Annotated in this window: 15 protein-coding genes; 9 read left to right on the forward strand and 6 right to left on the reverse strand. The window is 33.2% G+C overall.

Annotation, left to right across the window (positions count from 1 at the left end):
- Positions 1-276 precede the first annotated feature (276 nt).
- From T335_RS0116560 to T335_RS0116580, 5 genes are all read left to right on the forward strand, one after another.
- On the forward strand, positions 277-2,097 hold the full coding sequence (locus tag T335_RS0116560) for a thiamine pyrophosphate-dependent enzyme (protein WP_026478527.1): 1,821 nt from the start codon (positions 277-279) through the stop codon (positions 2,095-2,097).
- Positions 2,078-2,653, forward strand: coding sequence for an indolepyruvate oxidoreductase subunit beta (locus T335_RS0116565; RefSeq protein ID WP_026478528.1), 576 nt, complete (start codon positions 2,078-2,080; stop codon positions 2,651-2,653). Before T335_RS0116560 ends, T335_RS0116565 begins: the two co-directional genes overlap by 20 nt.
- Before the next feature lie 112 nt (positions 2,654-2,765).
- Positions 2,766-3,959: an HD-GYP domain-containing protein gene (locus T335_RS0116570; protein ID WP_026478529.1), complete on the forward strand. Its 1,194-nt coding sequence runs from the start codon at positions 2,766-2,768 to the stop codon at positions 3,957-3,959.
- Between the two features lie 59 nt (positions 3,960-4,018).
- Positions 4,019-5,611, forward strand: a complete 1,593-nt coding sequence (locus T335_RS21775) for an HD domain-containing phosphohydrolase (protein ID WP_051569365.1) — start codon at positions 4,019-4,021, stop codon at positions 5,609-5,611.
- Positions 5,612-5,685: 74 nt separating this feature from the next.
- A complete protein-coding gene (locus T335_RS0116580; RefSeq protein WP_034328790.1) occupies positions 5,686-6,414 on the forward strand; it encodes a 4'-phosphopantetheinyl transferase family protein in 729 nt (242 codons plus the stop codon).
- Positions 6,415-6,501: 87 nt separating this feature from the next.
- On the opposite strand, the gene T335_RS0116585 is transcribed toward T335_RS0116580, so the two are convergent.
- The 4 genes from T335_RS0116585 to T335_RS0116600 all read right to left on the reverse strand — a co-directional run bounded on the left by T335_RS0116585 (position 6,502) and on the right by T335_RS0116600 (position 9,685).
- A complete protein-coding gene (locus T335_RS0116585) occupies positions 6,502-7,140 on the reverse strand; it encodes a response regulator (RefSeq protein WP_026478531.1) in 639 nt (212 codons plus the stop codon).
- A gap of 18 nt (positions 7,141-7,158) precedes the next feature.
- The gene (locus T335_RS21110; RefSeq protein ID WP_051569366.1) at positions 7,159-8,199 is read right to left on the reverse strand and encodes a sensor histidine kinase; all 1,041 of its coding nucleotides are present in this window, start codon (positions 8,197-8,199) and stop codon (positions 7,159-7,161) included.
- 1 nt (position 8,200) lies between these two features.
- Positions 8,201-9,007 carry a cell wall-active antibiotics response protein LiaF gene (liaF, locus tag T335_RS0116595; RefSeq protein ID WP_026478532.1) on the reverse strand — a complete coding sequence of 269 codons (807 nt, stop codon included), beginning with the start codon at positions 9,005-9,007 and terminating at the stop codon, positions 8,201-8,203.
- Positions 9,008-9,241: 234 nt separating this feature from the next.
- Complete coding sequence (locus T335_RS0116600; protein WP_026478533.1) at positions 9,242-9,685, reverse strand: CBS domain-containing protein; 444 nt, start codon at positions 9,683-9,685, stop codon at positions 9,242-9,244.
- Between the two features lie 315 nt (positions 9,686-10,000).
- Between T335_RS0116600 and T335_RS0116605 the strand changes: the two genes are divergently transcribed.
- Complete coding sequence (locus tag T335_RS0116605) at positions 10,001-10,447, forward strand: C40 family peptidase (RefSeq protein WP_026478534.1); 447 nt, start codon at positions 10,001-10,003, stop codon at positions 10,445-10,447.
- Between the two features lie 239 nt (positions 10,448-10,686).
- On the forward strand, positions 10,687-12,843 hold the full coding sequence (locus T335_RS21115) for a PAS domain S-box protein (RefSeq protein ID WP_051569367.1): 2,157 nt from the start codon (positions 10,687-10,689) through the stop codon (positions 12,841-12,843).
- 219 nt (positions 12,844-13,062) lie between these two features.
- On the opposite strand, the gene larB is transcribed toward T335_RS21115, so the two are convergent.
- Positions 13,063-13,809, reverse strand: coding sequence for a nickel pincer cofactor biosynthesis protein LarB (larB, locus tag T335_RS0116615; RefSeq protein ID WP_026478535.1), 747 nt, complete (start codon positions 13,807-13,809; stop codon positions 13,063-13,065).
- Between the two features lie 31 nt (positions 13,810-13,840).
- The gene (gene larC / locus T335_RS0116620) at positions 13,841-15,193 is read right to left on the reverse strand and encodes a nickel pincer cofactor biosynthesis protein LarC (RefSeq protein ID WP_026478536.1); all 1,353 of its coding nucleotides are present in this window, start codon (positions 15,191-15,193) and stop codon (positions 13,841-13,843) included.
- 240 nt (positions 15,194-15,433) lie between these two features.
- Here larC and T335_RS0116625 point away from each other — a divergent pair, with 240 nt between their 5' ends.
- Positions 15,434-16,201, forward strand: coding sequence for a tryptophan-rich sensory protein (locus T335_RS0116625; protein WP_026478537.1), 768 nt, complete (start codon positions 15,434-15,436; stop codon positions 16,199-16,201).
- A 358-nt stretch (positions 16,202-16,559) separates the two neighbouring features.
- The gene (locus tag T335_RS0116630) at positions 16,560-19,934 is read left to right on the forward strand and encodes an Eco57I restriction-modification methylase domain-containing protein (protein WP_026478538.1); all 3,375 of its coding nucleotides are present in this window, start codon (positions 16,560-16,562) and stop codon (positions 19,932-19,934) included.
- Positions 19,935-20,020: the final 86 nt, after the last annotated feature.

Raw genomic sequence — 20,020 nt, forward strand, 5'->3', positions numbered from 1 at the left:
AATATAAAGATAATACATAATTTAAAGCGTAATTACAATTATTATTTCCAAAACTAACCTCTTGTATATTATTATATCATATTAATTGCGTCTGAAAATTTCAAAAATGACATCGTTTTCCCCAAAATTAATAATAATAATATTCTGAACTATATACAGGATTAAACTGTATGATAAAAACCTTTTGAGGAAAAATAAAAAAAATGTTATAAACAATTTTTTTTGAGCATAAATAAAAGGGGTCCCTTTTGGAAAATGTTACTAAGGAGTGATTAAATGAAAACAGAAAAAAGAGTATTAACTGGTAATGAAGCCATCGCTCAAGGGTTTTATGAAGCAGGTGGAACAGTAGCGGCAAGCTATCCTGGCTCTCCAACTGTAGAAGTAATTGAAAAGCTTAAGGAATATCAAGAAGTTTATTCGGAGTTTTCAGTAAATGAAAAGGTGGCTCTAGAAGTTGCTATTGGGGCTTCATTTTTTGGGGCAAGATCTATGGCAGTCATGAAACATGTAGGAGTAAATATTGCAGCAGATCCATTGATGACCTTTACCCAAACCCCTGTTAATGGAGGGTTTCTCTTAGTTACAGGAGACGACCCAGGTTTAGCTAGTTCTCAAAATGAACAGGATAATCGTATTTTTGGTAAGTTTGCTAATATGGCAATTCTCGACCCATCTGATGGGCAAGAGGCAAAAGACTTTACCAAACTTGCTTTAGAAATTAGTGATTCATATTCTCTTCCAATGCTCTTGAGAATCACCAGTAGGTTATGTCATAGTAGGAGTGTTGTAGCTTTAGATGAAAGAATAGAGGTTGCTGCAAAAGGGATTAACAGAGATAAAGATAAATTTAATATGATTCCACCTGGTTCTAGAAGGGCCCAATTTTTCATGAAAGAAAGACTTGAAAAATTAGAAGCCTATGCCTATGATGCAGAAATAAATATTTTGGAGGAAGATAAAGATTCGGATACTTTGATTATTACTTCAGGAATAGTCTATCAGAACCTAAAAGAGATTAATCCTAATGCAAATATTTGGAAATTGGGAATGGTTTATCCTATCTCGGAGAAAAAAGCGAAGGAGATTACTAGTAGATATAAAAGAGTGATTGTCTTAGAAGAAATGCAACCTTTCATTGAAAATGAATTAAAACTAATGGGAATAGAATGCGAAGGTATAAAGTATTTTTCCTTTACTGGTGAACTGGATATTAAAGATATTGAATTAGGGTTATATCATGCTGGTGTGATTAAAGAGTCTAAAGAATATGGAGACCGATTTGTAGATACTGTACCTAGAGCACCTTTATTTTGCACAGGTTGTCCCCATAGACCGATCTTTGACTTTCTAAAAAAATCAAAGGTTAAAACGGTTATTGGCGATATTGGATGCTATTCCCTTGCCTGTTTGTTCCCCTTCGAACAATCCAACACAATTATCAGTATGGGAGCAAGCATTGGAATAACGAAGGGTATTAGAAAGGCAATGTCTATGAAAAATGAAGGCGAAGAACCGTTAGTGGCCGTTATAGGTGACGGGACCTTCTTCCATTCTGGTATGACAGGTTTTTTAAATTTACTTCACCGCAAAGAAAGTAATGAAAACATGACATTCTTTGTTTTGGATAATAGAACAACCGCCATGACTGGAGGTCAACCTAATGCTAGTTCAGGGCTTTATAATGACAGGGATGACATGAAAGTAGGGATTAAAACCCTTCTAGATAATATGGGATTTGATCGTGTAAAAGAAATAAATCAATATGACTACAAGGCAGCAACAAAAGTGTTTAAAGAAGAAATTGCCTATGAAGGTTTATCAATCATAGTTGCAAATGGCCCCTGTGCTTTGAAATATAATATGGAAGAACCATATTTCTATGTTGACCCTAAAATTTGTATTAGCTGTAGAGCCTGTATTCGAACAAACTGTCCACCTTTAATGATGACTGAATATGAAGGCTTTGATAAACTTAAATCTTCGATAGATAAAGATATGTGTGTAGGCTGTAGTGTGTGTGCGCAGGTATGTCCTGTTAATGCCATTAAATCGTCAGCAGATATAGATAGGGAGGATGAGGAAATTGACAACTAATATAATGTTAGGAGGAGTTGGAGGTCAAGGATTAATTCTAATGACAAGAATTATTTCTCAGGCAGCCCTTAAAGATGGTTATGACGTCAAAAGTAACGATGTTGTAGGTTTATCTCAACGGGGAGGAATGGTATGGGGTAATGTTAAAATCGGGAAGAAAATTTATTCCCCTAATTTCCCACCTGGTGAGGGAGACATTTTAGTGGCGATGGAGCCTTTAGAAGCGTTAAGATGGAGTGCAGTATTAAGGGATCAAGGTAGAATTATCATGAATACAAAACACTTTTATCCCACAATGGTACAACAAGAAAAATATGAATATCCAGTTAAAGAAATAGAAAATCTTAAATCTAAATATAAGGTTACCGCAATAAACGCTTTTGAAGAAGCTAGAAGGATAGGAAAGAAACAAGTATCAAATGTGATTTTACTTGGAGCATTGGCTCAAGACTTAGAAATAAAAGTAGATACATGGTTAGAGACTGTAAAGGATAATGTTCCTAAAAAAGCGATCGAAATGAATATTGAAGCCTTTGAATTTGGGTATAAAATATAGAACTGCTTAAGCAGTTCTATATTTTTTTGAAATCAACATAAAAATAAAGGGATATAGCTATTTCTGTAGAATAATGTTAATTATTAATTCAATGTGGATAGGAGTGGAGAATATGGTAGAATTTAGTGGAAATTTGAATGAAATATTATTATCCTTTTCACTTTTGCTAGATGTGGCAGAAAATAAACCATTTCAGCATACTAAGAAAGTAGCTTATATTGCTATGGAAATCGTAAAGAAAATGGACAAGCCACAGCTTTTAGAGCATGCCTTTCAAGGAGCAATTTTACATGATATTGGGGTAACCCATTCGTTATTACTTCAAGGAAAGAATGCCTTTATCACTGCAGAAACAACAAATCGACATCATCATGTATCAACTGGTTGGGAAGTGGCTAAAGAATTACCCTTAGATGAAGAGATCCCAGAAATTATAAAATATCATCATGAAAGATGGGATGGTTCTGGAATTTTTGGTTTAGTAGGAAATGAAACTCCTTTCTTATCACAGGTTATTCATTTGGCGGATCAATTAGAATTAAGGTTTGATGGCACTAAGGATGGATCAAATCATCGTAATGAGATTCGACAATGGTTAGAATCTGAAAAAGGAAAAACTTTTAATGATGAGATTGTGGATGTAACCTTAAGTTTGCTAGAGAAGGATAAAATGTGGATAGATTTAGGAAACTATGATATTCAATCCAGCTTAATAGATCGTATGCCTAATCGAAGGATTGAGGTCAATATTAGCCAAATGGAGAAAATCGCAAGAGCCTTTTCTATTATTATAGATAAAAAGAGTGCTTTTACCCATAAACATTCACAAGGCGTATCGGAGAGGGCATATTTAACGGGAAAAGCACTGGGGTATGATGAGGATAAGTGTGTTAAGTTAAGAATTGCTGGTTACTTACATGACTTAGGTAAACTTGTTGTTCCTAATGAGATCTTAGACAAGCCAGACAAGCTACAGTCTGAGGAAATTCTGGTTATCAAAAAGCACTCATATTACACAAAATTTATTCTCAAACAGATTTTTTCCTTCAAAGAGATTGCTGAATGGGCAGGAAATCATCACGAGAACCTTTTAGGTACAGGGTATCCGGAAGGACTTAAGGGTGTTGACTTGACAGAAGAGAGTCAGATTATTGCTTTATCGGATATATATCAGGCATTAACTGAGGATCGAATTTACCGAAAGGGTTTAGGGGTTGAAGAAGCCTTAAAAATGCTTGGTAAACTGGTTAATGAAGGCTATTATTCAAAAGAACTATTTAAAACCTTCTGTAGTATTACTTCGTAGTAGGAATTGGATACTGTAAAATATGCAGCTTAAAGTTAATAGTGAAAGGGGAGAAGTTTATGTCTACCGTTCTTGGAGATTTAATGGATGTAAATAAAATGGATGAGTTAGCACAGTATTTTTATCACATTGCCGAAGTTCCCTTCGCTATATTAGATTTAAATGGAAAGTTGTTTGCGAAAACACCTAACGATAAAGTGGGGACCCAGCTATGTGGAATAGAGCATTGTTTTCATCAGGCTTTACTAGAACATTATCAAGCGAAAACCTTTCAGAAAATTGGCCCCATAAAGTATACAATAAACCAATGTAGTAATGGGTTAATGTGTGTAATAGCCCCATTAACGATTAATGATGAATTGATTGCATACCTGTTTATAAATCATTTTTTTATAGAAAAACCTAATTTTGATCAGTTACATAGCAATATTAAGGATCGTGACACCTATTTAGAAAAATTATTAAAAGTACCGGTTATTGATGAAAACAAGTTAAAAAGTATGATTATTTATCTTACGAAATGGATTGATGTAATTGGAGAGTCTTCCATTAATCAACTTAGAACAATTAAAATGCAGGAGGAGCTGAATATTGTAAAACATGAAATGGAAGCTTCCTTCCAGCAACTAGCAGCAGCAGAATCAGAGTTAATGGAAAACTATGAATATTTAGTGAAGAAAGAAAAGGCACTAAAAGACAGTGAACAACGATATCGCTTGTTATTTTCATCAATGAATCAAGGGATTGCCCACCATGAAATTATTACTGACAAAGAGGGTAAACCTTTTGATTTTAAATATATTGGGGTAAATCCTAGTTTTGAAAAAATAACAGGTTTTAAAGCTGAGGATATTGTTGGAAGAACTGAAAGAGAAATTTTTACTGAGATAGATGAAAAATGGATGAAGGTCTATGGGGAAGTAGCCTTAAAGGGGATCCCTAAGGAGTTTGAAAAATATTCTAAGAAGTTAGATAAGTATTTTAAAATTTTTGCATATAGTCCGAAGTTTAGGGAATTTGCCCTTTTAGTTTCAGATATCACAGAAGAAAAGAAACTGGATATGAGGTTAAAAAAATCATTAATGGAGATGGTAGAAAGTCTAGGCTATATGATAGAAAAGCGAGATTTATATACAGCTGGGCATCAAAAAAATGTTTCAAAGCTTGCTTGTCGAATTGGAATGCACATGGGCCTCTCCGAAGAACAACTGGAGGGACTATATGTTGCATCAATATTACACGATATTGGAAAGATTGGGATTCCATCAGAAATATTAACTAAACCTGCTAAGTTAAATACCTTAGAATTTGATCTAATTAAAACTCACCCTCAAAATGCATACGAAATATTAAAGTCTATAGATTTTCAGTGGCCTGTAGCTGATATTGTACTTCAACATCATGAAAAGCTAGACGGGTCCGGTTATCCTTTTGGTTTGAAGGCAAAGGATATCCTTTTAGAAGCAAAAATTATTACTGTTGCAGATGTTGTTGAAGCCATTGCCTCCCATCGACCTTATCGACCAGCCTTAGGATTTAAGTATGCCTTGGAAGAGATCAAAAGTAATTCTGGTATATTCTATGATCCCCATGTAGTAGAAACATGTCTTATGGTATGCAGAAAAGATACTTCTATTTTTGATAATGGATAAGAAATAGTTAATGCTTTTAAGTAGCTTGATAGAGTAAATATAATTGAAAGAGTCAAAGACTAAAAGGAGACCCTATGAATAAAATAATAGCAGTTAATGTTAATGCTAACATATCTAAGGATCAGTTTAATCAGCTTATGGAAAGAATTTCTCAAGAAAAAAGAATAAGAATAAAGAAATTTTATCATTTAATGGATTTAAAAAGATCTTTAATAGCAGATATATTGGTTCGGTGTGAGATAAGGAAGAAGGTTGGTTTACTGAATCAAGCCATCAATTTTGAAGTTAATTCATATGGAAAACCCTATCTTAAAGGGATTGATGATTTTTATTTTAATATCTCTCATGCAGGCGACTGGGTAGTTATAGCTTGTGATCATGCTACATTGGGAGTAGATATTGAAGAGATTAAACCAGTTGATCTGGCCATTGCAAAACGCTTCTTTTCTAATGAAGAATATAAGGACCTAATAGCTATAGAAAAGGCTAGTCAACTTGACTATTTCTATAAATTGTGGGCTTTAAAGGAGAGTTTTATAAAAGCTGTGGGTAGAGGTTTAAGTATACCCCTAGATGCTTTTTCCTTTAAACTTAATGGTGATGATATTAAAATTAGTTTTAATACAGTAGAAGACTATACTAATAAAAATTACTACTTTAAAATGTATAATATAGACGCTAAATATCAAATGGCTCTTTGTACAAGCCAACGGGATGCTTCACCAGAGGAAGTTAATCTAATTAATTTAAATGATCTTTATGATGAAGCTATTCAGCTTTTATCTCCCATTTGCAAAATTTAGTATAATTTACTACTTGATAAAAAAATCAGCTACCTAAAGGGGAAGGTAGCTGATTTTTTTATCTAACAGAAAGCAACTTGTATCTATCTATAGAAGATTATTTTGATTAGCATAAACAGCAGCCTTTGTGCGATCTTCTAGTTCTAGCTTAGCTAGAATGTTGCTAACGTGGGTTTTAACTGTTTTGATACCGATAAAGAGTTCTTCGCTGATTTCCTTGTTGCTCTTACCTTGTCCGATTAACTGTAATACTTCTAGTTCCCTCTGGGTAAGCTGAGTATGCTTTGTTTTTTTATTTACTCTACTAATCATTAAATTTGTCACTTTTCCTTCAAATACTGGCTCATCTTTTACAGCTTTTTTTATTGCAATAGATAACTCATTGGCAGTAGCAGTTTTTAATAGAAAGCTAAAGGCTCCTGCTTCTAAGGCAGCAAAAACTTTTTCGTCATCAATAAAGCTAGTAAGGACTATAATTTTCACAGTTTTGTTTATTTCATTAAATCGTTTAAGTATTTTTTCAGTGGCTTCAATGCCATCCATCTGATCCATCATTAAATCCATCAAAATGACATCTGGCAACAGAACTTCACTAAGCTTTAAAGCTTCTAAACCATTACTGGCTTCTCCTACAATTTCAAGGTGATCTTCTGTGGAAAGGTAGGCAGACAAACCCATTCTTACCATTTCATGATCATCAACAATCATGACTCGAATTTTATCCATGTAATCTCCTCCCTTGTGTTATATTGGAACACGAATCTCTAACCTAGTACCTTTATTAGGATAGGAATATATTTCAAACCGCCCACCGATGTCGGCAATTCTTTCTTGCATCGATTTTATTCCATAGGAAGCAATTTTATCTTCATTAAGGTTGAATCCAACACCATTATCTTCTATGTTGATAGAGAGAAGGTTATTTCTATTAAATAACGTGATGATTAAAGATGTAGCCTTTGAGTGTCTTAAAACATTTGAAATACCTTCTTGAAGGACTCTAAACAAGTTATCTTCAATGCCTTCAGATAAATTAATTAGATCTTCAATGTCCCAACGTATGGTTACATTTGGATTCTTTTCATCTAATTCTTTAAGGAGTTTTACTAAACCATCAGTAAAGTTGATTCCGTCAAGATTGACTGGCCGCAGATGCATGATCAAGGCCCTTAGTTCTTGTTGAGCAGTATGAACCATTTCTTCTACTCGCTGGAAGTATTTTTTTGCTTCTTCAGGTTTAGAATCTATTAAATTTCTAATAGCACCTAATGTAATGGAAATTGCAAAGAGTTGCTGACTTACAGCATCATGAAGTTCTCTAGCTATTTTTTTCCTTTCATCGATGGAAGCTGTTTCCTCAGCATTTTTAAGAAGCATCTTGTTTTCGTTTACTAAACGTTGTAGAGATTCTACTTGTTTTTGGATATAGTCCACCATAATATTAAATTGATTGTTTATTTGTTTAACTTCAGTATAACTTCCATCCATAAGGCGAAGATCAATTCTACCACGGCCAATAGCCTCATGGGCTTCCTGGATAGACTGAAGCTCATATTTTAAATTTCTACCAAAGGGTAACCCAATTAGAAAAGTAAATAAAAAGGATGAAAAAATTACTAATAGAATGATAAACAAAGATTTATAGTTTCCCATCTCAAGGGGTAGTAGCCAGAGGGTTAATAGGGTCAATGAACTGCTAAAAATAGATACAATAAATATTTTTTCAAGGATAACCCACTGAATACTATCGCTAAATTGGCCGTGTCGAAGGTATCGGGAAAGCATTTTAATACACCTGCTTAATTAAGATTTCGCCAATATTTAACTTTACATTGATGTCTAGTTTTTTATAGGCTTCGTCATAGTTTAAACTTCTATAATTAACACGACCGGGGGTTCCAGAATGCTCTTCGTTAAAGATTACAACAGAACCTAAATCTAAGTGAGCGTCTATATTGACAGCTATGTCAGCAGGGATAATAATTACAATGCTGCCAGTACAGCCAGAGACATCTAGATGGGTCTCACCTTCTTTAATATAAGCTTTAGAGAGATTGATTTTTGCTTCTCCAACCCCCACATGATAGGAAGAGTCTTCTAATACCCAGGGTTCATTGCCGATCTCAAAGGAACCAAAAAGTACATTTCTAGTATCATTATCTTGAGATGAAAAAAAGTGGATATGCTTATCTTTAAATTTAACTTTTTCTTTGTGTTTCCCATCTGAATGAAAGGTTACCACTTTCTTTCTTTTAGATGGAAAGATAAATGAAAGACCTACGAAAATAATGACTACGGGGATAAAGGCATTCCAGATAGAGATGGAACCATTGGGAAACCAATTAAGTCGATTACCTAATAGCACTAACCCTAAAGTGGTAAGAAGCGTTGGGAAAAATAGATCACTGATACTCGGTCTTCTTTTATAAATAGAAAACTCGTCGTAAAATTCATGGATCCCCCAGAAAATCAGTAGGGCAGGCCAATAATTATAAATTAAATCACCCATATTATAGGGAATAAGTTGCATATTGCTCAGTAGAAAGAGTATGCCAACACTAATTAATAATACACCAAATAAAAATCTCTTCATAAAAAATCCTCCTTTATTATGTGATATAAGAAAAAGACCCTAACTTCCAATTTCTTGTTAAAAAACTTATCTGGTTATTTATTGTAATTATAATATACATGAAATAAAGAGACAATAAAACCCACCATAGACGGTTTTTATCTCAGTCTAGAGACTTAGACTGACCCTAGTAGAGGAATTAAGAAACCCCAGTTGCCAACTAATAGGCTTCTGGGGTTATTGATTTATGGTATGTTATACACTCATCAGATTTGCTTGGAAGGTTAAGTTATGGTTCCTTTGGGCTAGGTTGTATAGGTAGGTCATGACAGCGTTTCTTGTCACAATACCTACAAAGATGTTTTTATCATCTACTACAGGAACAAAGTTTTGATTAGAGATTAGTGAAAATAAATCTTCAATATCAGAATTTATGGAAACGGGTTTATTGTGCATGTGTTTTGGTACATCCTGTAAACGTATCTCCGAAGTCTCCTTAAAGGTAAGTCCTGAAGTATTTTTAAGTTTCCATAGAAGATCTCCTTCGGTTAAGGTGGAAACATATTCACCTTTCTCATTAATTAGAGGAACAGCTGTATATCGATGGTATTCCATTTTTTCTAAGGCTTGTCGCATTGTTGCATTGTGGGGTAAATAAACACTTTCACTTTTAGGGGTTATAAAAAAAGCAATATTCATTAAATCTCCTCCCTTTGGTCTATATCTATTATATCATAGAATGCTTGCAATTATATTACTGTTACATTTAAATTTAAGGGCTACCCCTTAGCATATAACTATTATAACTTGTAATTATTAATTTGGAGTATATATTTTCTTAAATATTTATAAAAATCTTTAGTTAAGATAGGAGGTTGTATAATCTTCCTAAATGAAACTAAATCAAATTATTTCATGTCAATACATTTCCTTTATGAAAAAATCACTTGTTTTTTAAAAATGCATAAGATGAAAGTAAAAGTAAAGCCATGGGCTTTTGTAGGAGGAAAGAATATGGATCAAATGGCTTATCGGAATAAATTGACTGAGTTAGTTGAGAAGTATAGATATGTAAACTTTCAACACAACGGGAGGACTTTAGAAGAAGGTTTAGACTGCTTAGGATTTATGGTTATGTTTTATAAAGATTTTGGCATAGAGATCCCCAGTGGAGACGGTAATGATATTGAAAAGGATTGGTATAGATATGATCCTGAAAGATACCTGAGGGGACTTAAATCTATAGGGGGAAAAGAAGTTGAGCTTCATGAACTAGCACCCTTAGATCTTATCTATTTTTCAGTCAAGAAGAATATAGTAACCCACACTGGGATTATGGTATCAAATCGAGAATTTGTTCATATGTCTCCGAGAAAGGGTTTTACACTTGACTCTATGGCAAGGCATTGGCGAAAATTTAGAGGTGGAATAAGGTTAGTTAATGGTTTTATCATTAAATGAGGCGATAGATTATATTATCCATATTAATTTAAAACTAAGGTTGTAGGTCACATCGAAGGATTCTTGATATAAAGTAATATTGCTAATGTCTGCTAAGGGTGGGTAAAATAGTCTGAAGCAGGCATTACATATATTTTTGTGATAAAATAAATAAATATATTTAAGTTGTCAGAAAAGGGGTATTAAACTAAAAATTAAAAATCCCAAGATTTTATGATGCATGGGAGGGGGACTGGATCATGACAGAATATTCCATATCAAAGGATCGATTACTAATACTTATGGAGGAAGTGGTAGATGGAATCTTGTTGGTCGATTTTGATGGGACATGCCTTAATGTAGTAGTATCTAAAGGGTACTTCAACACGCTAACAAAAGATATAATTGGAAGAAAAATAGATGATTTTTTACCGAAAACATTAATTAAACAATTTTATTTCTTGAGGGAAGAGGTAAGTAGAAAAGATAATAAGCTAGATAATATTCATAGGTCTAAAGGCATGCTAGTAGTTAATGATAAACGTTTTCATTATGAAATAATGTTGATAGTGGGAGAGGATAACGTAATAACTCTTATCTTTTCTGATATTTCAGAAAAGAAAGAATTAGAAGAACGACTTAGATCATATCAGTGCTTATTTGATAATACGCCAGATGCGATGGTTAGGTTTGATAATAATCATGGGATTGTAGAGATTAATAGCGAGTTTAGTAAACTATTTGGATATAGTATTGACGAAGTAAAAGGTAAACATATTAATGATGTCATAGACCCCCAGCAGAAAGTTAATCAATATGGATCTTATGAAATTTTAAGGGGAAAAACAATTTTATTTAATGACACCGTAAGATATGATAAAGAACACAATGAAATAAATGTTATATTAAGGGGTGCGCCGATTATAGTTAATGATGAAGTAATAGGAGGCTATGTAATTTATACAGATATCAGGGAACGAAAGTTAAATAGAGAGAGAATCCTATATCAAAAAAAGACCTTAGACTCATTGTTTAAATACTCCCCCGATGCAATTGTTTATTTAGATAAGCAAGGTAATATCATCAATATAAATGATCAGTTTAAAAAAGTTTTTGGTTATACTTTAGAAGAGTGCAAAGGAAAAAATTTAGATGAGTTAATTACAAATAAAGATGGTTTAGAAGAAGCAAAGGAATTAAGTAGATTAACAATAGAAAATCAACAGGTGGAGGTAGAGGCTTATCGAAAGCGAAAAAATGGTGAGCTTTTTCCAGTAGCTATAAGGGGAGGACCAACTATTGTTAATGGAAAGATAATTGGAATGTATGGCTTTTATACTGATATTACCGAAAGAAAAATTTCTGAAGATCGAATTCGCTACTTAAGTTTTCATGACAAATTGACAGGACTATATAATCGGGCCTATTTTGAAGAGAAACTGAGCAACTTAGATACAGAGAAGAATTTTCCTATTTCCATCATTGTTGGGGATGTAAATGGTCTTAAATTAACCAATGACGTTTTTGGCCATGCAGAGGGAGACCGACTATTAGTTAAAATAGCAGAGATCATTAGGACTGCCTGTAGAAATAAGGATATTGTAGCCCGTTGGGGGGGAGATGAATTCGCTGTGATCCTTCCGCAAACAGATCTGGTAGTAGCGAAAGATATCTGTTTAGAAATTCAGAGATTATGTAAAGAAGCAGAAGAGGACCCAATCAAAATTAGTATTTCATTAGGTTGTGCAACTAAGACTTTAAAGGAAGAAGTAATATCCGATGTAATAAAAGAGTCTGAAGAGAAAATGTATCGAAACAAATTACTAAAAAGTAAAAGTATTCGTAGTCATATGATTTCCTCCCTTCAAAATTCCCTTATGTCAAGAAGCTATGAATCAAAGGAACATGGAGAAAGGATAAAAAAATTATCCATTTTGCTGGCAAAAAAAATTGGGCTAAGTGATGATGAGATAAGCGACTTAGGATTATTATCAATACTACATGATATTGGAAAAATTGCTATATCAGACAAAATACTCAATAAAGCAGGTAAGCTAACTCAAGAAGAATGGGAAGAAATGAAGCGCCATTCAGAAATAGGTTATCGGATTGCAGAATCATCCCCTGACCTTTTTCATATAGCAAAATATATACTTTTTCATCATGAAAGATGGGACGGAAAAGGATATCCAAATGGGTTAGTAGGGGAAGAAATACCTCTTTTGTCAAGAATTCTATCAATTATAGATACATATGATGTTATCACAAATGAAAGAATCTATCAAAAGGCTAGAAGTCATGAAGAGGCTATAAAAGAAATTAAAAGATGTTCCGGTACTCAATTCGATCCAGTCTTGGTGGCTCAGTTTGTAGACTTAATGGAAAATATTAAAAAAGACGGAAGGGATCGTGGGTAAGTCTCTAGGGATAAATAAAAAAGCTAGTAAACCTTATATGTTGATAAACTTAGGTTTACTAGCTTTAAACAATCCATGCTAAGGTAAGGAGAGAAAGCTATTAAAATTAATGAATTATAAAAGGTATTGGATTAATACCGGTACTTAGATAATCTAAGTAGATTTCTAATTGCTGATTTAACTTGATATCTAGCATAAGCTGATGATGAATCGATTATGTTATAAATGATTGATCATGCTAGCCATATAACCTGCACCAAAACCGTTATCAATATTAACGACAGCGGTTCCACTAGAACAGCTATTTAGCATTGATAAAAGGGGGGCTAAACCACCAAAATTAGCACCATAACCTACACTGGTAGGAACAGCAATAACAGGTTTATCCACAAGTCCACCAATAACACTACCTAAAGCACCTTCCATTCCTGCAACTGCAATAACTACTTGAGCACCTCTTATGATATCTAAATTAGCAAATAATCGATGGATACCTGCTACCCCTACATCATAAACTCTTTCAACTTTATTACCTAATATCTCAGCTGTAATTGCAGCTTCTTCAGCAACGGGAATATCAGAAGTTCCACCTGTAACCACCACAATGTAGGTGGATTTAAGCTCTAATTCCTTTTGTTTGATAGTGAGGGTTTTTGCTAAAGGATGATAATTGACTTCAGAATAAAGTTTTTGTACTTCTTCAAACATTTCTTTAGTAGCTCTGGTTCCTAAAATATTATTACCTTTTTCTAAAAGTGAGCCAACGATTGCAACTACGTGTTCAGTAGTTTTTCCTGCACAATAGATAATCTCGGGATAGCCCTGTCTTAGTTCCCGATGGTGATCTACTTTTGCAAATCCAAGGTCATGAAAAGGCAGCTGTTTTAAGTTGGATAAGGCCTCATCTATGGTTATGTTGTTGTTTTTAACGTTCTCTAATAATTGCTTAAGTTCTTTAGTATTCAAAATATCACCTCTTCTAACGATTAATTAGCTATTATTTAATTTGTTCTTGGTAAAGTTTATTAACAAGCTCATAAACCTTCTGAAGGGGAAGATTGTGGGTTTTAGCTATCCGTTTACAGTCTTCGTATTCTGGCTTATGTTTAAGTTCTTGTTCTCCATAGTAAACACATTTAAAGTTAACTTCGCCAAAGGGAGTCGTTACACTTTTAATCACTCTTTTCAGCATTACTTTGTCCACATTGTAGGTTCTTATCCCTATAGTAGAGGTCTCTAAAAAAAGTGTCTCCATTATTTGGTTAATGATATCAGCCGAACATAAGACGCTCAGCTTAATTGCATTTCTGCCTTTTTTCATAAGAATTGGCGTGACCCAAACATCCATTGCTCCCTTCTCTAATAATTTTTCCATTATGTAGGGATGAATTTCTGGATTACCATCATCAATATTACATTCTATTATTGAAGCTTTTTCTTTGAGGGTTTCGGGAAGGTCCATTACTTTTTCTTCTATTTCTCCAACAAAAACCCTAAGAACATTAGGGACAGGATTATCTCGTCCTCCAATACCATATCCAATGCGCTTAATACAAAACTCTTTATTATCTGAGAAGTCATCAGCAAGCACTTTAACGATAGCAGCACCTGTTGGGGTGGTTAGTTCTTTTTCAACTGGTCCAGAGGTAATTTTTATTCCCTTTAATATTTCTACAGTAGCAGGAGCTGGAACAGGGAATTTTCCGTGGGCGCAATTTACGAAGCCGCTACCAACAGCAATAGTTGAAAATATTACTTTATCAACTTTCATGTAATCGATGCAAATGGCGGCACCCACAATATCAACAATTGAGTCTATAGCACCAACTTCATGAAAATGCACATCTTCTAGGGATTTACCATGTATTTTAGCCTCAGCAGTGGCTATGTGTTTAAACATTTCAAGGCTGATGGACTTAATTCGATCATTAAGATCACTTTCATTTATGATTTTAGAGATATCATGTAAATTTCTATGATTATGTTCATGGTTGTGATTATGTTCATGGTTGTGATTATGTTCATGGTTGTGATTATGTTCATGGTTGTGATTATGTTCATGGTTGTGATTATGTTCATGGTTGTGATGGTGTTCATGGCTGTGATGGTGTTCATGATGATGATGCCCATGATGACCATGTTCAGCCTGATGATGGCTCAACTTGACATTAGCTCTTGTTCCATTAATACCTTTTCTTTCATCTTGAAAAACTTCTAATTGATAGCCAGATACCTTCAATAGGTTTAACTGATTTCTTAAATAGCTTTCATCTACTCCAATATCTAGCATAGCGCCTAAAAACATATCTCCGCTGATACCTGAAAAACAGTCAAAATATAGTATTTTCATAAATGACACCTCCAAAAATATGTAATAAGACCACAAAAAAAGAGGGGACCCTCTAACTTGGTGGTCAAGTATTAGTATTTAAAAAGCTTTTAGTACTTATTCGTTAAATGATATAAGAATCCTTCTTAATTGGGAAAAATCAGATATTTTTTATTTAACCTGTCCTTGTTAATGTAGTTGAAGCATATATATAAAAAATAAAAGAATTATGACCAATTTTAATGAAGGAGGTTCATTGTTATGAGGAAAAATTATATGCTGTTACAGGTATTAAATATTGTCTTTTTTATTATGATGATTTTAGTGAATTGGTTGGCAAATCGAATACCTATAGGTGGCTATACTACTGGGGAAGTTTCTAGTATGTATCCTAACTTATTCACACCAGCTCCTATTACTTTTGCTATCTGGGGAGTTATTTATTTTTTACTAGGACTATTTATTGTTTATCAAGGTAAAAGTTTAGTGATTAATGGAAAAGACAATTTAATTTTTATTGACCAAATAGGAATTTGGTTCATTGTATCTTGTATAGCAAATATAAGTTGGATATTAGCTTGGCACAACTTAAAAATTCCCCTTTCTATGGCATTTATGCTTTTACTTTTATTTTCAATTATTAAGATATACCAAAATCTAAATATTGGCAGAGTTAAGGTAGATAAGAGAATAGAAATATATGTTCACTTACCCTTTCAAGTATATTTAGGTTGGATCGTAATAGCAACAATTGCTAACTTAACAACTTTATTGGTATATTTTGGATTAAATGGATTAGGAACTTTGGCGGCAATTTGGACTATTGCAGCATTAATCTTTGGCACCATAGTTAGCTATAGAATGTTAGTTAGAAGAAGGGATACCGTCTTTTGCCTTGTTGTTCTTTGGGCGTATTTAGGTATTATCATACATCAATTAAGACAACAAGAAAGCTATCCCTCAATCATTATTACTGCTATTTTATGTATGACATTGATCGTGTTTTTTCTAACCCCTAAAAAGGGATAATTAGGTTGAGAAAAGATGAATAAAAAAATTTTAAAATTTGGTTTTTAACATATTTCTAAGCCCTATAAATGTTTAAGTATTGGTTTAATGTAGGGAATTGAAAAAATACTGATGTATTAATTTTAGTAGCTTAATATCATCAAGGTAAACTATATTTAAAGTCTTCTAACTGAAGACTTTATTTTTTTGAGGGAGAATGATAATATCTAGTTATTCAAATTTATATGGTGCAAATGTAAAAACCACCATTTTAGTTGAGTTAATATTAAATTAGCAATATAATAAGACTAAGTATTTACTAATTTAATAACATACATAATAAAAAGTCTTGGCTATTTCATGAAGGGAGCACCAATTGATGAAGAATAGCAAGTTAGAAACATTAAAGGAAACACTAGAAAATCCTTTTAAAATAGAACAATTTATTAAATTACTAACTATCCTATTTCATAAAACAGCTATCAATCAGATAGAAAAACAGATGGTAAAAGAAGAAGCCTATACAAGTGATATAGTAGCTTATTATAACATTGGAAAATACATAGACCTAGAAGATCAAGGTTTATTAATATTGGTCATCGAACTTAAAAATCTAGAGGGGCTAAATGCTAGAAAGAGTATACAAAGACACTTTGTTTCTGAAATACTTCAAAGAGAGAAACTGAAATCAGCTTTAGTTGCCTTTTACGTAGAGGGAATAGATCATTGGCGTTTATCTTATTTAAAGTTCGATGAAACCTTCAAAGGAGATCAACTTCCATTAAACCGTCCTCCTATGATTAGGTATTCTTATTTGGCTGGTAGGGATGAACCAAGTATTTTGGCCCAAAAACAATTTTTCGCTATTTTAAATATTACTAAAAGTAGTACAACAATAAAACAACTTGAAGATGCCTTCAGTATAGAACAGGTTACGAAAAATTTTTTTTATGATTACAAAAATAAATGCCTCGAATTAAAGAGGTATTTTAAAGATTCTAATGAGCTAATATTAACTTGCCAGAAACTAAACTTAGAAGTAGATAAATATGCTGAAGAATACGCTAAAAAGCTAATGGGATATTTTTCTTTTTTATACTTCCTTCAAAAGAAGGGGTGGCTTGGTGTTGAAAAAACGATGGCTTGGGGGAATGGCAGTAAAACCCATTTGCGGGACCTATATTATGAGACTTTGGGAGAAGAAAATGGTAGCTATTACTTAAATAAACTACGCCCCCTTCTAAAAGAAATATTAAGCATACTTTCTATGCAGGTGGAGTCATCACAACTATTTGAAGAAGAGAATGAAGGGAAAAAGTGGTTAACAAGTAGTATTGGGATACCTAATGATTTTTTTTCAAAGGGGTATAGCCAAAGGACGGTTGGAACAGGAGTTCTAGATATTTTCGAGAGATATAACTTTACCCTTAAAGAGGACGAGCCTTACGAAAAAGAAATTGCAGTTGATCCAGAAATGTTAGGAAAGGTCTTTGAAAATCTGCTACAGGAAGTGGATAGAAAATCTAAAGGAGTGTTTTATACGCCTAGAGAGATTGTCCACTATATGAGCCAAGAAGGGTTGATTCATTACCTATCTAAAAAGCTTAAATTATCTATTCAGGACTTAAGAGAATTTGTCTTGTTTGGTGACTTAATAAAGGATGAAGATTTTATAAAACATAAGAAGTCTTATGAAAAGATTATCTATAAAAGTGAAAACATAAAAGGAGAATATCTCCTTAAACCAACAATACAAGGGCAATTATTAGCAATAGACGATGCACTTAAATCTGTTAAAATAGCTGATCCTGCCGTTGGGTCTGGAGCATTTCCATTAGGAATCCTTAGTGAGATCGTTAAGATTAGAAATGTTATTACTGAATATATTCATATGATGGAGGAAGAATCTAACCTAAAGCCTTGTTGGATGAAAGAAAATAAGACCAATTACAAGGAGCGATCTCTTTATCATCTAAAGAAAGAAACGATTAAAAATTCTATATATGCAGTGGATATAGACCCCAGGGCTGTAGAAATTACAAAGTTACGGTTATGGCTTTCACTGGTGGTTGAACAGGAAGTATTTGAGGGGTTTGGTCAACCAGAACCACTACCTAATTTAGATATGAATATCTATGTTGGAAATAGCTTATTAGGACAACCCTTTAATGAAGAAACTGATGCGGGTATTATAAGTAAAAGGGAAGAGCAATTGACAATGGATTTTCAACAGATCCTCCCTAATTCAAGGTTTGATTTACTAGAGGAAAATTTAAAAGATGAAAAGCAATCATCAGATGATTTTAAACAGCTAGTTTGGCAAGAAATATTTGTAGATATCTATAAAAAACAAAAAGGATTTGACATTATTATCGGTAATCCTCCTTATGTGGGAGAGAAAGGGAATAAAGAGATTTTTAGAAGGATTGCAAATACAGATTTTGGGAGAAGGTTTTATCAGGGTAAAATGGATTTGTTTTATTTCTTCTTTCATAAGGCTCTAGAAATCGGTAATGATGATGCAGTTATTGCTTTTATAACTACTAACTATTTTCCTACTGCCAATGGAGCCTATAAACTGAGGGCAGATTTGAAGGAAAGAAGCAATATTATAAAGCTAATTAATTTTAACGAGCTTAGAATTTTTGAGTCTGCATTAGGTCAGCATAACTTAATTTCAATATTTGAGAAGAAGAAAATTGTGGGAAAACCCCAACTTGCAGAAATTATGAATGTAAATAAGCAGGGGTATGGAAATGAATCGGTCATAAAAAGAATACTCCATGGAAATGATAAGGAATCAAATTATTCTCTAGTGGAAAATGATAAGCTATATGAAGGAGACCAACTTTATATCAGAATTGTAGATGAAGAAAATCAATTTATTCGAAGGGCCCTAAGGAAAATTTCTAATGGCACAAACTTAGCTAATTTCTGTCATATTAATCAAGGGATTGTTTCAGGCGCCGATAAATTAACCAGCAAGCATATTGAAAAGTATAGTTTAGAAGGGAATAAAAATGATGGCATCTTTGTTTTAGCTGATGAAGAGGTAAAGAAACTGAATTTAACTGAGAAAGAAGGGTTGTTCTTAAAGCCATTTTTTAAAAACTCAGACATCATGAGATATTATTCTGCTAAGAAAACCAATAAACAAATTATTTACATAGATCGTGAGATAAAAAGTATAGATGACTTGTGTCCAAACTTATGGTTACATCTAGAAAAATATGCTCCAATTCTAAGGGATAGAAGGGAAGCAAGAAATGGTGTAATAGAATTCTTTCATTTACAATGGTCTAGAAAAGAAAGAATCTTTTTAGAAGAAAAAATTATTGCTCCCCAAAGAAGTCGAGTAAACACCTTTGGTTATAACGAAATCCCCTGGTATTCTAGTGCTGATGTTTACTACATTACTAAAAAAGATAATCCTATCAATTTAAAGTATTTATTGGGGCTCTTAAACTCAAAATTATATTATATATGGTTTTATTTTAGAGGGAAGAGAAAGGGAGAAGTACTGGAACTTTATCAAACACCTTTAAAAGAAACACCTGTTTTAATTGATCATAGAGTTGAAGGTAAGTTAACTGACCTAGTAACCAGAATGCTACACTGTAATGATGGATTAGTACGGACAAAATTACAGTCTAGTATAGATCAGCTTGTTTATGGAATATATTCATTAGAAGAAGCTGAAATTAAAGCTATAGAAGACTTTGTTAATGAAAAGCCAGTGGCAGATTATTTTTAGTCTGTCACTGGTTTTTCTATAGAGAAGACCAATGTTTTACTAGACCTCTATAGATAGATACTATTGGTTAAAAAATTAACTTTATG

Source organism: Alkaliphilus transvaalensis ATCC 700919, assembly GCF_000621485.1.
Lineage (GTDB): Bacteria > Bacillota > Clostridia > Peptostreptococcales > Natronincolaceae > Alkaliphilus > Alkaliphilus transvaalensis.

Coding starts and splice junctions, on each gene's coding strand:
- T335_RS0116565 (WP_026478528.1), top strand. CDS start 2,078: ATGAGGAAATTGACAACTAATATAATGTTAGGAGGAGTTGGAGGTCAA.
- T335_RS0116625 (WP_026478537.1), top strand. CDS start 15,434: ATGAGGAAAAATTATATGCTGTTACAGGTATTAAATATTGTCTTTTTT.
- T335_RS0116600 (WP_026478533.1), bottom strand. CDS start 9,685: ATGAATATTGCTTTTTTTATAACCCCTAAAAGTGAAAGTGTTTATTTA.
- T335_RS0116630 (WP_026478538.1), top strand. CDS start 16,560: ATGAAGAATAGCAAGTTAGAAACATTAAAGGAAACACTAGAAAATCCT.
- liaF (WP_026478532.1), bottom strand. CDS start 9,007: ATGAAGAGATTTTTATTTGGTGTATTATTAATTAGTGTTGGCATACTC.
- T335_RS0116580 (WP_034328790.1), top strand. CDS start 5,686: ATGAATAAAATAATAGCAGTTAATGTTAATGCTAACATATCTAAGGAT.
- T335_RS0116605 (WP_026478534.1), top strand. CDS start 10,001: ATGGATCAAATGGCTTATCGGAATAAATTGACTGAGTTAGTTGAGAAG.
- T335_RS21110 (WP_051569366.1), bottom strand. CDS start 8,199: ATGCTTTCCCGATACCTTCGACACGGCCAATTTAGCGATAGTATTCAG.
- larC (WP_026478536.1), bottom strand. CDS start 15,193: ATGAAAATACTATATTTTGACTGTTTTTCAGGTATCAGCGGAGATATG.
- T335_RS21115 (WP_051569367.1), top strand. CDS start 10,687: ATGACAGAATATTCCATATCAAAGGATCGATTACTAATACTTATGGAG.
- T335_RS0116570 (WP_026478529.1), top strand. CDS start 2,766: ATGGTAGAATTTAGTGGAAATTTGAATGAAATATTATTATCCTTTTCA.
- T335_RS21775 (WP_051569365.1), top strand. CDS start 4,019: ATGTCTACCGTTCTTGGAGATTTAATGGATGTAAATAAAATGGATGAG.
- T335_RS0116585 (WP_026478531.1), bottom strand. CDS start 7,140: ATGGATAAAATTCGAGTCATGATTGTTGATGATCATGAAATGGTAAGA.
- T335_RS0116560 (WP_026478527.1), top strand. CDS start 277: ATGAAAACAGAAAAAAGAGTATTAACTGGTAATGAAGCCATCGCTCAA.